This is a genomic window from Agrobacterium sp. ST15.16.024, assembly GCF_027956545.1.
Lineage (GTDB): Bacteria > Pseudomonadota > Alphaproteobacteria > Rhizobiales > Rhizobiaceae > Agrobacterium > Agrobacterium cucumeris.
In genome coordinates this window covers 83454-96773 of record NZ_JAQKGO010000011.1, presented here as the reverse complement: position 1 = coordinate 96773, position 13320 = coordinate 83454, and the positions used below count along the sequence as shown (strand labels likewise).

Annotated in this window: 14 protein-coding genes and 2 pseudogenes; 11 read left to right on the top strand and 5 right to left on the bottom strand. The window is 58.5% G+C overall.

Going from position 1 to position 13320, the window contains the following annotated elements; all coding sequences use genetic code 11:
- Nucleotides 1-165 precede the first annotated feature (165 nt).
- The 6 genes and pseudogenes from PL640_RS22930 to PL640_RS22905 all read left to right on the top strand — a co-directional run bounded on the left by PL640_RS22930 (nt 166) and on the right by PL640_RS22905 (nt 3832).
- Nucleotides 166-288: a hypothetical protein gene (locus PL640_RS22930; RefSeq protein ID WP_271363655.1), complete on the top strand. Its 123-nt coding sequence runs from the start codon at nt 166-168 to the stop codon at nt 286-288.
- A gap of 130 nt (nt 289-418) precedes the next feature.
- On the top strand, nt 419-562 hold the full coding sequence (locus PL640_RS22925; RefSeq protein ID WP_271363654.1) for a hypothetical protein: 144 nt from the start codon (nt 419-421) through the stop codon (nt 560-562).
- Nucleotides 563-866: 304 nt separating this feature from the next.
- Nucleotides 867-1223: pseudogene (locus PL640_RS22920) on the top strand (ketopantoate reductase family protein); the annotation flags it as partial.
- Nucleotides 1195-1926: pseudogene (locus PL640_RS22915) on the top strand (LLM class flavin-dependent oxidoreductase); the annotation flags it as partial. The pseudogenes PL640_RS22920 and PL640_RS22915, both read left to right, overlap by 29 nt.
- A 114-nt stretch (nt 1927-2040) precedes the next feature.
- The gene (locus tag PL640_RS22910; protein ID WP_271363653.1) at nt 2041-3222 is read left to right on the top strand and encodes an acyl-CoA dehydrogenase family protein; all 1182 of its coding nucleotides are present in this window, start codon (nt 2041-2043) and stop codon (nt 3220-3222) included.
- A 49-nt stretch (nt 3223-3271) separates the two neighbouring features.
- A complete protein-coding gene (locus tag PL640_RS22905) occupies nt 3272-3832 on the top strand; it encodes an NAD(P)H-dependent oxidoreductase (RefSeq protein WP_271363652.1) in 561 nt (186 codons plus the stop codon).
- Between the two features lie 271 nt (nt 3833-4103).
- On the opposite strand, the gene PL640_RS22900 is transcribed toward PL640_RS22905, so the two are convergent.
- Nucleotides 4104-4997, bottom strand: a complete 894-nt coding sequence (locus PL640_RS22900) for a LysR family transcriptional regulator (RefSeq protein ID WP_271363651.1) — start codon at nt 4995-4997, stop codon at nt 4104-4106.
- Nucleotides 4998-5151: 154 nt separating this feature from the next.
- On the opposite strand from PL640_RS22900, the gene PL640_RS22895 reads away from it, so the two are divergent.
- The 5 genes from PL640_RS22895 to PL640_RS22875 all read left to right on the top strand — a co-directional run bounded on the left by PL640_RS22895 (nt 5152) and on the right by PL640_RS22875 (nt 10006).
- Nucleotides 5152-5796 carry a hydrolase gene (locus tag PL640_RS22895; protein WP_271363650.1) on the top strand — a complete coding sequence of 215 codons (645 nt, stop codon included), beginning with the start codon at nt 5152-5154 and terminating at the stop codon, nt 5794-5796.
- Nucleotides 5797-6042: 246 nt separating this feature from the next.
- On the top strand, nt 6043-6879 hold the full coding sequence (locus tag PL640_RS22890; protein ID WP_271363649.1) for an alpha/beta fold hydrolase: 837 nt from the start codon (nt 6043-6045) through the stop codon (nt 6877-6879).
- A 71-nt stretch (nt 6880-6950) separates the two neighbouring features.
- The gene (locus tag PL640_RS22885; protein ID WP_271363648.1) at nt 6951-7919 is read left to right on the top strand and encodes a quinone oxidoreductase family protein; all 969 of its coding nucleotides are present in this window, start codon (nt 6951-6953) and stop codon (nt 7917-7919) included.
- A 302-nt stretch (nt 7920-8221) separates the two neighbouring features.
- The gene (locus PL640_RS22880) at nt 8222-9115 is read left to right on the top strand and encodes a GntR family transcriptional regulator (protein WP_271363647.1); all 894 of its coding nucleotides are present in this window, start codon (nt 8222-8224) and stop codon (nt 9113-9115) included.
- A 6-nt stretch (nt 9116-9121) separates the two neighbouring features.
- A complete protein-coding gene (locus PL640_RS22875; protein ID WP_271363646.1) occupies nt 9122-10006 on the top strand; it encodes a sucrase ferredoxin in 885 nt (294 codons plus the stop codon).
- 32 nt (nt 10007-10038) lie between these two features.
- On the opposite strand, the gene PL640_RS22870 is transcribed toward PL640_RS22875, so the two are convergent.
- From PL640_RS22870 to PL640_RS22855, 4 genes are read right to left on the bottom strand one after another with little or no spacing between them, the layout of a single operon-like run.
- Entirely contained in the window at nt 10039-10878 is an 840-nt protein-coding gene (locus PL640_RS22870) for an alpha/beta hydrolase (protein ID WP_271363645.1), read from the bottom strand.
- A 13-nt stretch (nt 10879-10891) separates the two neighbouring features.
- Nucleotides 10892-11785 carry an N-formylglutamate amidohydrolase gene (locus PL640_RS22865; protein ID WP_271363644.1) on the bottom strand — a complete coding sequence of 298 codons (894 nt, stop codon included), beginning with the start codon at nt 11783-11785 and terminating at the stop codon, nt 10892-10894.
- Nucleotides 11782-12480 carry an RraA family protein gene (locus tag PL640_RS22860; RefSeq protein ID WP_271363643.1) on the bottom strand — a complete coding sequence of 233 codons (699 nt, stop codon included), beginning with the start codon at nt 12478-12480 and terminating at the stop codon, nt 11782-11784. The genes PL640_RS22865 and PL640_RS22860 overlap by 4 nt, the downstream gene beginning before the upstream one ends.
- Nucleotides 12473-13297, bottom strand: coding sequence for a creatininase family protein (locus PL640_RS22855; RefSeq protein ID WP_271363690.1), 825 nt, complete (start codon nt 13295-13297; stop codon nt 12473-12475). The genes PL640_RS22860 and PL640_RS22855 overlap by 8 nt, the downstream gene beginning before the upstream one ends.
- Nucleotides 13298-13320: the final 23 nt, after the last annotated feature.

The following is a 13320-nucleotide window of genomic DNA, read 5'->3' as shown; positions in this document are numbered from 1 at the left end:
TCTCTGCTTCTCATTTCAGCTTTTCGCAATCCGTATCAGCCGTCGCAGGATCACTGCGTGACGCGTTTCTGCCAACAACCGCTTTGTCGTTCTTTTGCATCGCCTACTCCAATCAGCGTCGACAGTCTTTGCAGGCGCGATGACTGGGTACCACCAGTAGAACCTATGCGCAACCGACAAGCGGGGCTGGCCGCGCAGAAGGCGGTTGCCGCAATCGATTCACTCGGTCTCGGCTCTTGCTACGTTGGCGGCATTCGTAACAGGCCGGAAGACGTATCGCATCTTTGACCTCACCGTCGGTTATTCCGACCCGGCCGTGAAGACCGACGTCAAACAGCGCCTGCCCCGGTCATCCATCCTGTTTCATGAAACTTATTCGTAAGCCGCACGGGATGATCTTGATTCCTATGACGAGGTCTTGAAGACGTTTCAGGAAAAACAGGGTCTTCCGCAAAACAGCTGGACGGCACCCATTTCCCACCGTGTGGAGAACGCCGCCGCGCTCAAGGGCCGTGCGGAACTGAGCCAGACATTGCGCCCTCTCGGTTTCGGCATCAAATAAACTCCTTCCCCCGGCATCGAACACAGACGCGTCCCTGGCTCTGCGATAACCGACCACCTGCCAGGGGCAGCGCATTCTCTCCCGAAATCGCCGATTTCGGGAACTGATTTTCTACAAAATTAGTAGATATAGAATGACCGGTCTTCCTTTATACTGCTGGAAGGCCTTACGATCCGTTCCAGACTGCTTTTCAACCGCATCCTGCCACCGTCCTCAATCGCCGCCCGCACAGACCTCCGAACCGATCAATAACCGAAATCCTCCGGAAAATCCGGAGCGTAAAAGACAGGACGAAAAACGACATATGCCACGTTACGTTATCATTGGCGCCGGCGCGGTGGGCGCGAGCCTTGCAGCGCAGTTCGCACTTTCCGGCATTGACTATGCGCTTTTCGGACGGGGTGCCCAGATCAGCCATATCAGGCAGCATGGCCTCACCTTCCAGCGCCCCGCAGAGACGCGGCAGATCGATCTGAAGGTCTTCGACCTGGCGGATCTTCCGGAATTGACGCCGGACGATATACTTCTGCTCACGGTGAAAGCACAGGATGCCGTAAGCGCGCTCGCCTTCTGGTCCTGGCAAAGCGTCTCGAACACGACGACACCGGCAGCGGCAAACCTGCCTGTCGTGAGAGCGTTACGAGCGGCAGGAAGAATATATCCGCATACTTCGTCTTGCCTGGACGTCAACCGAGCCCTTCGATTTCGACGGCAAATATTACCAGTTCAAGCAGTTTCGAAGCGCCGTACGTCCCACCAACGGCCTGATCCCGATTTCGCTCGGCGGCTCGTCGGATGCCGCCTATCGTATCGGCGGCTCGTTGTGCGACATTTTCGGCCTCTGGGGCGAACCGCTGGCTGAAACCAAGCAGCAGATTGACCGCATCTACGCGGAAGCCGCAAAAGCGGGTCGAACCGATCGCCCGCGTATCTGGGTCACCTTCCGGCCAATCGTGGCTGAAACGGATGAACTGGCCTGGGACAAAGCGCACAGGGTTCTCAACCGTCTGAACGAGAACCGCCAGAAGGGTCTTTCCCGCGCGCCGGTCAACGCAACACCACCCGCTAATATCGGCTCCCAGCGCCTGCTCGATATCGCCAAACGTGGCGATGTCCATGACCGCGCGCTCTGGTATCCGACGGTCACCGCGACCAATGCAAGCGGCGCGACAACCGCTCTGGTCGGATCACCCCGCACAATCGCCGACTCCATTCTCGACTATATTGATCTCGGCGCCGATCTGATTTCGATCCGTGGATACGACAACTATAATGATGCCGTCGACTACGGACGATATATCCTGCCCCTCGTCCGCGAGGGTATTCACGAACGTGAAGAGGCAAAGAAGAAGGCCGCCGCGTGATGACCGCAGTCCGGCCAGACGGCCGGATCTGTCCATCGTTCCTTTCAGAACGAGGATCATCCATCCCCGCAATGGGTGATCCCGCCTCTCGACCTCCAGAAAGCCGTTGTCCGCATGTCCTACGATCCCACCGCACTTGACGCCGCCGTGCGCGCCGTTTCCGAAGCCGCTCCGGTTGCGGATCAGACCGGTCAATTTCCCTGGGCCGGTATTCGTGCTGTTCATCAGGCTGGGCTTCTTGAGAGCACCGTGGCCACGCGTTACGGCGGTTCTGGAGGTAACTTGAACACCGCAGCCCATATTCTGGCGGCGCTTGGACGCGGTGATCCTTCTGTAGCGCTCATCAGCGCGATGACGATCTTCACGCATCTGGGACAGGCGGCAAAAGACCACTGGCCGGACGGTCTCTACAGGGAACTTCTTTCAAAGGCCAAACACCAGCCGCTTCTTCTGAACGCGGCTCGTGTGGAGCCCGAACTGGGCTCGCCGGCCCGCGGCGGATTGCCGGCCACGCGTGCACACCGCACGGCAAATGGCTGGTCGATCACCGGCCGCAAGCGCTTCGTGACGGGTGCGTACGGCCTTACCCACTTTCTCGTCTGGGCACACACCGACGAAGCTCAGGCTCGGGTCGGTACGTTCGTTGTTCCAAACGGCCTGCCCGGCATCAAGATCATAGAAAACTGGAAAAGCCTCGGAATGCGGGCGACGGGTTCGCACGACGTCGAATATACCGAGGTTGAAATTCCGGCAGAAAATGTGCTGGAGCTTGTTGATCCCTCGGTCGCCCAGCAGGACAATCGCGGCCATGCAGCAATGACCCTTGCGCTGACTGCAATCTATCTGGGCGCGGCTGAGGCCGCTCAGGAAGCGTTCATCCGCTTCGCGCATGAGCGCGTGCCCGCCAATCTGGGCCGTCCGATTGCGCAGACGGAACGTTTCGTCGAGCTCTCGGGTGAGATCGACCTTCTGGTTTCCGGAGCCCGCCAGATCATCTTTGGCGCGCTCGCAAACCATATCGGCGATGCCGAACACCTGATAAGGGCCCGCCTTCTCGCCGGCAGGCAAATCCGCGACGCTGTTCAGCTGGCAGTCCGCGGCATCGGCAATCCCGGCCTCAACGCCGATCTGGGCCTGGAGCGGCATTTCCGGGATATCCAGTCGGTTCTCGTCCATGCCCCCCAGGAGGATACGTCCGTCGCCATTCTCGGACGTGCCGCTTTTGAGCGCTGGAAAACGGGCGAGAATAACCGATCAAAACACCCAGCCAGCCTGTCAGTCTTGAAGACAGCTTAAGGCGCAGTAGCGCGATCCCCTTCCTCATGATCATCCGAGAGAACGTCCAATGAGCAACAATCTGATCGTCGGTTTCTCCGGCAATACGTCACGCCCATCAAGCACGAAGCGTTTTGTTGAAAGTGTCGGCGAAGCACTGGCCGGGCAACTAGGCCTGCAGCATCAGGTTTTCGACGTCGAGGATCTGGGGACATCGTTAGGCTCGGCACGATCCGTAGCGGATCTTGATGGGAACGCACAGCGGGTTGTTCAGACGATTATCGAGGCCGAAGCTCTGGTGATCGGCTCACCAACCTACAAGGGAAGTTATACGGGCCTCTTTAAACACGTCATCGATCTTCTCGACCCCGCCGACCTCAGAGGCAAGCCGATCATCCTGACGGCGACCGGCGGCGGAGACCGGCATTCACTTGTGGTGGAGCATCAACTCAGACCGCTATTTGCGTTTTTCGAAGCCTTCGTGACACCGACCGCAATCTACACCTCCGGCCGTGATTTTATAGAAGGTGCGCTTTCACCGACTATAAACGCGCGGGTGAATCAGGCAATCGCAGAAGCTGTCTTGCTTGTGAAAGCGCAGTTTGGAAGCGCAACGATTGCTGCGGAATAAAAGGTCCCTGACGGCGAAGAATAGGGTCTCGATATCCTGTCTCATGACTGTCGCAGCATAAGAGAACTACGTCCTTGTGGGAAGAAACCAGTTTAGAACGCCCAGCTGTTAAAGCATGCGGATATTCGACGTTTTTGCCATTTCTAAAATCAGCTCTTCCTGCACGTTCCTCGCCTTCGAATGCATTGGCATAGACACTGATTTCGAGGTGGGCATTCCTCTCGTGGAAGACGCGTGCTGCTACCTCTACAGCCCCTGCTCCGTCCGCGTTTTAACTGTCCACGCCCCATAGTTCCGGGTTCCGTTTGAAATACTCTGCCAGCATTTCAGTAAGTACACGGACTTTACGGGTGGGATGCTGGCTCGGCGGACGTACGACATACACGGCTCCCGGAGGGACCGGGTAGCGCGCCATTATCGGAACCAATGCGCCGGAGGACACATATGCATGCGTGATGCAATCTGGCAGCCAGGCGATACCGAGACCTGCCGCCGCCGCTGCAGCAAGCGCCGTGGCGCTGTCGGCCTTGAACTTGCCCTGCAGTTGAACCGTGACAATCCTGTCGCCATCCATGAACTGCCAGGGTTCGGTTCCCTGCATCAGTGCCTGATGGTTGCCGAGTTGCTCTACCGTCTCAGGGGCACCGTGCGCCTTGATGTAAGCCGGACTGGCGACAAGCTTTCCATGGATTGGCCCGACGCGCTTTGCGATCAGGTTTGAATCCTGGAGGTAAGCGCCACGGATCGCACAATCAAAACCTTCTGCGACGAGATCGACGAAGCGATCACTATAGGAGGTGTGGATGTGAAGCCGCGGATGCAGACGCGCCATTTCCGCGAGCACGGGGGCAAAGTGGGTCGGGCCGAAAGTAAGTGGCATTGCGATCCTCAAGCGACCGCGTAGCTCACCGGTGGGAAGGAGCGTTTCCCTGGCGGTATCGATCTCAGCGGTGGCTCTCGCCGCGTGGTCCCTGAACGTGACCCCAGCTTCCGTGAGCGCAGCGCCGCGGGTCGTTCGCGCAAGCAACTGAACGCCAAGTTCCGCCTCAACCCGCAACAACCGCCGGCTGACAATAGATTTTGAGACGCCGAGCCGACGCGCAGCGGCCGAAACACCACCGGCATCAGCGACTGCGACGAATGTCTGGAGATCTTCAATGTCCATTCCGGCGTTCCTCATTTCGCGACACAGCTAGCCAGAATATGGCACTATCGCCCTACCAAAAGGAACAGCAAATTGCTTCCAGGCAACGCCGCCCGCTGGCGCGTGTCTCTCTTGAACCCATCGCCGTCCATGGCGGCAGAGAAAGGAAGTCTTGATGACCCTTCGTAACGGCCTCGATTCTCTTCTTCGTCCCGAAGATTCGGTCCTCGTTCTGATCGACCATCAACCCTATCAGCTCGCAAATCTCAACAGCCACGATCCGCAAGCCGTGGTCAATCTCACGACCGCGCTGGCGAAGCTGGCAAAAGCTTTCAATGTTCCAACCATTCTCACCAGCGTGATCGCAGCGCGCGGCGGACTTCTCTTCAAGCAGATCACCGACGTATTTCCGGGTCAGGAGGTCATCGACCGGACCTGGGTCAACACCTGGCAGGACGAGAAGGTCGTGGACGCGGTCAAGGCGACAGGCCGCAAACAGCTGATCATCGCCGGGCTGTGGACCGAGGTCTGCGTGGCAATGCCTGTGATCCAGGCCGCTGGCGAAGGCTGGGACGTGACCGTGATCACCGACGCGTCGGGCGGGATTTCGAAGGAATCTCACGAAGTCGCCATCCAGCGGATGATCGCGGCCGGCGCGAACCCGATGACCGTGATGGCGCTCGCTGGCGAATGGCAACGCGACTGGGCGCGCACCGAGCATGTCGAGGAGGTGACCGAGGTTCTCATTCAGCACTTCGGCGGCAGCGGCATCGCATATCTTTGGGAGCAGCAGCTTCTCAATACGCCGGTGGCTGACTGATCGCCGCCAACCTGGCAAGCATTTTGGCAAGGGGCGGAGCTATCCGTCTGCCGGCCCTCGCCGCTTTTACCCGACAGGAAAGACTTTTAACGGCAAGTTCTGTCACGTGAGCCGTTCTTTTCCTGCCGCTCCCTCGCCGCTATGTCCTGATCTCGGTCTTCGCACTGACCACAAGCCTCGTCCTTCCATCGGGTACTGCGCGCGCTGCAGGCCCACCATTCGAGACACTCCAGAAGGAGAATGATCATGGGCTTTGTAAAGACGACAGACGGAACCGAAATCTTCTACAAGGACTGGGGCCCGAAGGATGCCCAGCCCATCATGTTTCATCACGGCTGGCCGCTCTCTTCCGATGACTGGGATGCGCAGATGCTGTTCTTCCTTTCCAAGGGTTTTCGCGTCGTCGCCCATGATCGCCGTGGCCATGGCCGGTCTGCCCAGGTTGCCGAAGGTCACGACATGGATCATTACGCCGCCGACGCCTTTGCCGTCGCCGAGGCGCTCGATCTGAAGAATGCCGTCCATATCGGCCACTCCACCGGCGGCGGCGAAGTTGCCCGTTATGTTGCCAAACATGGTGAACCCGCCGGCCGCGTTGCCAAGGCCGTGCTCGTTTCCGCCGTGCCACCGCTGATGCTGAAGACCGCGGAAAACCCTGAAGGACTGCCGATCGAGGTTTTTGACGGCTTCCGCTCGGCGCTTGCCGCAAATCGCGCGCAGTTCTTCCGCGATGTGCCGTCCGGCCCGTTCTACGGTTTCAACCATGATGGTGCGACCGCGCAGGAAGGCGTTATCCAGAACTGGTGGCGGCAGGGCATGATGGGTGGCGCAAAGGCCCATTACGATGGCATCAAGGCCTTCTCCGAAACCGACCAGACGGAAGACCTGAAGGCGATCAGTGTACCGACACTTGTGCTGCACGGCGAAGACGACCAGATCGTGCCGATTGCCGACTCCGCGCTGAAGTCGGTAAAGCTGTTGAAAAACGGCACGCTGAAGACCTATCCCGGCTTCTCGCACGGCATGCTGACCATCAACGCCGACGTGCTGAACGCCGCTCTTCTGGAGTTCGTCACGAAGTGAATGCAACCGACACGGAGCCGTTTGACGATGTGTTCAGTTTTTGTCTCAAGTGAGGGAGCATCGAGATAACCATGAAAGCGACCGTCTATGATCGCCCGGGCTCACCGGACGTCCTGCGTTACGTGGATGTCCCAGATCCGGTTTGCGCCAGCGATGGCGTCCTGATCCGCATTGAAGCCGCCGCCATTGAAGGTGGGGACTTGATTAATCGCGCGTCCACGCCCGCGCCTCATCCTGACTATGTTGTCGGTTATTCGGCCGCTGGAAAAATCATCGCAATTGGAGAAAATGTATCGGATCGTCATGTGGGCCAAAGGGTGACGAGCTTTGATCTCGCCGGGTCGCACGCAGAGTTACGTGCGGTCGCCGCCAGTCGGACCTGGCTTGTGCCGGAAGGATTAGATATGGTGGCTGCCGCAGCGCTGCCGATCGCATTCGGGACCGCCCATCACTGCCTCTTCGCACGGGGTGGTCTGAAGCGGGGCGAAACCGTCCTCATTCAGGCAGGTGCCGGCGGCGTCGGGCTCGCCGCCATTCAGCTCGCGCAGCAGGCAGGTGCGACTGTGCTTGCAACAGTCTCTGGGAGCGAGAGGATTGAACCTCTCCTCGGACTTGGCCTCGATCATGCGATAGACCATCACTTGACCGACATCTTTGCCAGGGTCATGTATCTCACCGAGGGTCGCGGTGTCGATCTCGTTGTGGACCCGGTAGGGGCGACAACCCTGCAAAACTCTCTTGCGGCGCTGCGCCCCGAGGGGCGTTTGGTCTTTGTCGGCAATGCCGGAGGTTCACAGCTCAGCATCGACCTTTGGCCGGCGCTGCAGGCGAACCAATCGCTTTTCGGGGTCTTCATGGGAACGCAATTGGAAAAGCCGGATGTTTACGACACGGTGTCCGGGATGCTGGATCGGGCGGCGGGCGGCACTCTCAAGGTGATCGTGGACAGGACGTTTCCACTGATGGCAGCGGCTGAGGCCCATGCTTATGCCGAAGGCAATTCCATCCTCGGACGCGTCGTCATCGTCCCAGCAGGGTAATGAGCAGCTCGCACGGCGACAAACAACGGTCATGGTTCGTCGCGCAACGCGTTGATCCGCCAAGAGCGTCGCGCAGTTCCAGTTCCAGTCTCAGTCACGGCAGGAGGGCATCGGCGTCTGCAAGAGCGCCTCGCCTGGCGAAACCCGCCAGGGTCACAAACATGTGCACACTTGTAAAAAACCTTTAAAAAAAGTTATTTTTGTATTATGCGCGTCTATAAATCATTTTATTTCAGAGGTTGGTCCTTTTTTTGAGTGGAAATGTGGTCACACCCGAGCCGTTCACACTGGAGGCAGGTGAATTGAGCTCGTTGCAAATCGAGGTTGCTCGCAAATTGATGCCCCTCATTGGTGCAGGACGCTGGGCGGCCGGGGAGAAGATTTCTGATGCCGCATTGGCACGTGAGTTCGGCATTTCCCGGACACCCGTCCGGCAGGTCCTGCAATTTTTGACGGAAAAGGGCATGTTGGCCCAGATCGACAATCGCGGTTTTGCACTGGTGCGTGCACCAGCCGACAAAGACAGGCTGGAAGAAATGGTTCCCCCTTCAGGGGTGGATACACTCTATCGGAAAATCATGCACGCAAGAGCAAACGGCCTGATCGGCAGCGAAGCCTCCGAGACTGAGCTCCTGGAACATTTCGGCACGTCACGTGGTATCGTACGTCGCACGCTGATGCGCCTGTCCGCCGAAGGACTGGCAGAACGGCGTGACGGGCACGGTTGGCGTTTTGCTGAATGCCTCGACAACCGACAGGCGGTCAATGAAAGTTATGCCTTCCGCGCCATCATCGAATGCGGCGCCGTAATGGAGGATACATTCCGGGTGGACATGGAGATGCTGCTGGCGCTCGAAAGTGAACAGACGGCACTTCTGAACGCCCCCTTGGCATCGATCGAAGGATCCGCCTGGTTTGAGGCAAATGCCCGATTCCACGAAGCCGTGGTTTCCTGGGCAAACAACCGCTTTCTCGAACAGGCGATCCGCCGCCAGAACAGCCTGCGACGCATGACCGAATATGCCGAATTTGCTGAATTGAGCGAAGCTGGTGTACGCAAGGCGGCGCGGGACCACCTTGCAATCCTCGAAGCCATCAAAAGCGATGACCGCAAGCTGGCGTCGGCCATCCTCTTCCGCCATCTCAGCCGTTCTTCCGCCAGCGGCGACACGCGTCCCGCCCGTCTCGGTGATTGATTGCAGATGGCAATACGTATCTTTTGCCGTGACCTGTGTGCTGAACGCGGCGAACCAGCGTCGGGACTTGGCCCATCGTCAAAAAGCTATGTGCTGCTGCACTGGCCGCGCGGTGACTGGCGTGTGCCACGCATCAAATCGCACAACATGCCAGAAGAGCTCGGGCAGGCAATTCTGGCCGCCAATGCCGCGGGCATTCACGTTGCGTTGGTGGACGGCGACGACATCGGCTTCACACACCAGGGCATTGTCAGGGACCATGTCACGCCCGAGGAAGCCGAACAATTGCTGCTGCATGTGGCCGGCGGAGGCGTGCTTGATGGCCGACATGACCCTCGCATGACCATCGTGTGCTGCACCGATGGCAAACAGGACCCTTGCTGCGCCCGTTACGGCTTTGCGACATGGAAGGCGCTGCGACAGGCGGCAGACCCAAGTCGTTTCCGTATCCTGCAATCTACCCATCTCGGCGGATGCCGTTTTGCCGCCTCGCTTGTCGTTTTACCACAACGAGCCCGTTACAGCCGACTGGAGCCATCGCAGGTGGGCGATTTTCTCAATTGCCTTGAACAGGGCATTGCCTACTTGCCCGCCTATCGCGGCAGCCCCTCCTACGACGCGCCTGCACAGACTGCGGAAATCGCGCTGCTGGAATGGGCGCGACAACGCGGCATAGCGGGGGAGATGACACTTCGTAAGACGGATACGGAGAGCGAAATTTCCAGCCCCGAGCAGGTTCTTTTCCACGCGACGATTGGCACGCAACGCGCCACTGTAACCGTTGAGAGACCTGAGTTTGTGGTCAACACACGCTGCGTCACGATTGACGAGCCGCAGGGTACAAAAAACGTGTCGCGGTGGGTCGCCACATCCGTTCTAGCCGAAGACTGAACACTGCAGTCCTCGGCTGAACCGATGGTTCCTCAGCCCGAACCTTCGAGAACAGCCGAGAAGAATGCCTTGACGGGTGGCTGAATGCCGGTGCCATCATGGCTGATGCCCGCAACCGTATCGAAGCGTGGCTCCGCACCAATCGCCTTCAGACCCTTTTCCAAGGCTCGCAAGCGCTCGACGCGTGTTTCACCGCTATCATTGATGCCCTCCATCCAGAAGGATGATTTTGGCCCGACGGTGACATCCCAGGTTTCGATATCCGCATCGCCGATCACCAACTGCACCGCCACCTGACGTATCGCTTCGATATCAATGGGTTGGCCGAATATCTCTTCCATGCCGTTTAAACCGACCCACCAATTGGCGCGATCGTCGGGAAGCGTGACGGTACCCGGTGCGCCGACCGAAACGGCCTGGAGGCGACGCGGGTGAAGATAGAGAAAACGATGGGCAAATTGTGCACCACCAGAAAAGCCGTGCATCAGCACCTTGTCCTTTTCGACGCGGTAACCCATCGCCAGTTCATCGATCATATCCAGCAGAACAAGATCATAACGAATGCCGTGATAGATCATGTGCTTGTAGTTGTGCAGATCATCAGGGTCATCAATGCCGGCCGGGAAAAGCGGCGCCAGCAGGACGCATTGATGTTGTTCGGCAAAATCGATGAATTCGTCGCGCAGGATATCAGCATCACGCAGGCTCCCATGAACGAGGACGGCAAGCGGATGAATGGCTTCACCGGCCGGATCATATCCTTCGGGAATATAGCAGCACCACGAAAAGCGCTGATCCATGCGCGAAGCAAAGATCGGTGTACGGCCCCGGCGATAGAAATTGAGTGGCACGGCGTTTTGCTGGGCAGACATGAAACAATTCCCCTTACAGTTTTTTCGGTGGTTGCTGACTGGCGTAATCGGCCAGCACGCGGTTCATACGGGCGAGCACGCCCTTTAATGCCTCGTAACCATCGTTACACTCGCGCGTTGTCTCATCCATGTAGAGTTTGCGATTGATCTCGAACTGCACACTGTGGCGTTGAAGTGCCGGGTTCGAATAAGCCGCGACCAGTTCCGCACCACGAAAAGGTTTGTTGAGCGCAACGACCAACCCCTCCGCTTCAAGAGTTTCGGTGATCAGTGCTACAAATTCACCGGAGGCCGACCCGCCGTGCAAATCGCCAACGCAAATATCTGCCCGCACCGTTCCCGCCGGATCAGACGAAATCGCATGGCCAACCGCGGTCATCGAATGGCAGTTGATGTGATAAACACGGCCAAACCGGCTGTAGACTGCATTCAGCAGGCCAGCCAAGTGTTCATGGTAGGGCTGCCAGTAGGTGGCGATCCGCGCCTCAGCTTCCACCACACTCATGGGTGCCGCATACATTGGCTCATCGCCCCAGGCATAACGCCACATCAACCCCATGCCGCGTTTTGCGGTTGCGCTGTCACGCACCGGATGAGGCCAATCGCCGTCCACAAGCTGGGTGTCCATGTCGAGCAAGGACCGGTTTACATCGAGAAAACTGCGGGGAAAATGCGCACTCAGCAACGGCGCACCAATATCACATGCCGACAAAAACAGATCATCGATATGGGTGTCTGCCGCCACTCTCACACGCTCTGCGGAAACAGCAGGCCTGAATCCCCTGGGCATGTCCAGACCGCTATGGGGACTATCGAACACCATCGGAACGAGAGGTACGCGGGGTGCAATCACCGAAAGTACGCCGTCCAGCGTGACATCTTGCAACTGGCCATAAAGCGGGGTCATTTTTGTGTTCCTTCCGTTGCACCCGGGTTGAGGCGCACATTGACCTTATCTACTGCGCGGGTGATGTCGCCGAGCTTTTCGCCGTCGAGCAGTCGCTGCATGGTGCGGGCAACGCGTGTCTCACGGGCAATGCAGATCGCCGCAATCTCTGCTGCCTCATCTGCTGGCAGCACCACCACGCCAGACGCATCCGCCAATACGATATCGCCTGGCAAGACCGGCACACCACCGCACGCGATCGGACGATTGAATGTGCCACCGAGATCAAGCTGGCGGGTCGTGACAGACGAAACACCACGGCACCACACGGGCAGCCCTTCGGCGATGATTTCCGCGACATCGGTGCACGGACCGTCAATGATGACACCGGCAATACCAGCCATACGCGCAGCCCGCGCAACGGCACCGCCAAGGCAGGCATGGCGACTGTCACCCAGCCGGTCGATCACCAGCATATCGCCGGGGCGCACCTGGCTCAGCGCGTAATGCAATAGGGTCGAGCACATGGCGGGAATAGCGAGCGTGACGGCAATACCGGCACGGGCCCGTTGCTGCGACAAGACCGCCTGAATGGAGCCGCTCATGAAACCGGTGTGACGCAGATGCCCGACACTGGCCGTTTCAATCTGCTGCAACGCCTCGATAACCTCCTGAGGAGGCGTATCCGGCATTGCGCCTATGCGTAGTTCAGTCATGGCTTTCTCCTTGCGACGGCCCCGGGGCAGATACCTGAAAAGGCTGTACAGCGTTTCGTGGATCAAAACCGGCCAGATGGCGCATCAACCGGGCAGTGTGGCCAACAATGTGGTCACAGATCCCCTGACCTTTTTCAGAACTTGCCAGCCAAGCCCTACCACCGAGCATGCCGTCCGGATCGACCTCGGTGCAATCAAGCGGTATCTGGACCGGTATTCCTTCAAAACGAGTGGCAGAGACACCACCGACAGGCAAACCGAATACGCTGCCACGCGGCGCGGGATCGCGCATCGCCTCTGTTCGAACCAGTTCGGGGAAAAGATGCATATAGACCGAGGTCATCGGTTCGCTGCCGTGACCGCGCACACGTACAGCATCATCACCATAAAGCGTCTTCCATAGGCTATCCGGCAGGCTCTGCCAGATGTTCAGTGCCGGTATCAGCACGCCTTTTTCACGGCGCAACTTGCGGCAAACCTGATCGATCAGCGGTGCATTCGTTGTGTGACCGTTAAAAATCAGCAGCTGTTCATGGCCGTGATCGAGGAACGAGGTCAGTATATCCTCAAGCACGGCGGCGAATGTCGCGGCACGCAGCTGAACTCCACCGGCGATGGCCCGGAAAAATTCGGCATGACCAAAAGGCAGCACGGGAGCTGTCAGCCCGTCGCCCGCCCTGGCGCTCATTTCCGCCAGGCGTTCGGTCAGCATGAAATCACCCATCGGCGCATGCGGCCCCTGCTCTTCCTGCGATGCAAGCGGAATGAGAATGACTGCGGGGCGTTTCATACGCTCCGCAAATCTCTCATGCGTCATGCGGGAAATCGAAACCGGTTCAT

Excerpts from the sequence above, each read along its gene's own strand:
- PL640_RS22930 (WP_271363655.1), top strand. The coding sequence starts at position 166 with ATGCGCAACCGACAAGCGGGGCTGGCCGCGCAGAAGGCGGTTGCCGCA.
- PL640_RS22910 (WP_271363653.1), top strand. The coding sequence starts at position 2,041 with ATGTCCTACGATCCCACCGCACTTGACGCCGCCGTGCGCGCCGTTTCC.
- PL640_RS22905 (WP_271363652.1), top strand. The coding sequence starts at position 3,272 with ATGAGCAACAATCTGATCGTCGGTTTCTCCGGCAATACGTCACGCCCA.
- PL640_RS22900 (WP_271363651.1), bottom strand. The coding sequence starts at position 4,997 with ATGGACATTGAAGATCTCCAGACATTCGTCGCAGTCGCTGATGCCGGT.
- PL640_RS22895 (WP_271363650.1), top strand. The coding sequence starts at position 5,152 with ATGACCCTTCGTAACGGCCTCGATTCTCTTCTTCGTCCCGAAGATTCG.
- PL640_RS22890 (WP_271363649.1), top strand. The coding sequence starts at position 6,043 with ATGGGCTTTGTAAAGACGACAGACGGAACCGAAATCTTCTACAAGGAC.
- PL640_RS22885 (WP_271363648.1), top strand. The coding sequence starts at position 6,951 with ATGAAAGCGACCGTCTATGATCGCCCGGGCTCACCGGACGTCCTGCGT.
- PL640_RS22875 (WP_271363646.1), top strand. The coding sequence starts at position 9,122 with ATGGCAATACGTATCTTTTGCCGTGACCTGTGTGCTGAACGCGGCGAA.
- PL640_RS22870 (WP_271363645.1), bottom strand. The coding sequence starts at position 10,878 with ATGTCTGCCCAGCAAAACGCCGTGCCACTCAATTTCTATCGCCGGGGC.
- PL640_RS22865 (WP_271363644.1), bottom strand. The coding sequence starts at position 11,785 with ATGACCCCGCTTTATGGCCAGTTGCAAGATGTCACGCTGGACGGCGTA.
- PL640_RS22860 (WP_271363643.1), bottom strand. The coding sequence starts at position 12,480 with ATGACTGAACTACGCATAGGCGCAATGCCGGATACGCCTCCTCAGGAG.
- PL640_RS22855 (WP_271363690.1), bottom strand. The coding sequence starts at position 13,297 with ATGACGCATGAGAGATTTGCGGAGCGTATGAAACGCCCCGCAGTCATT.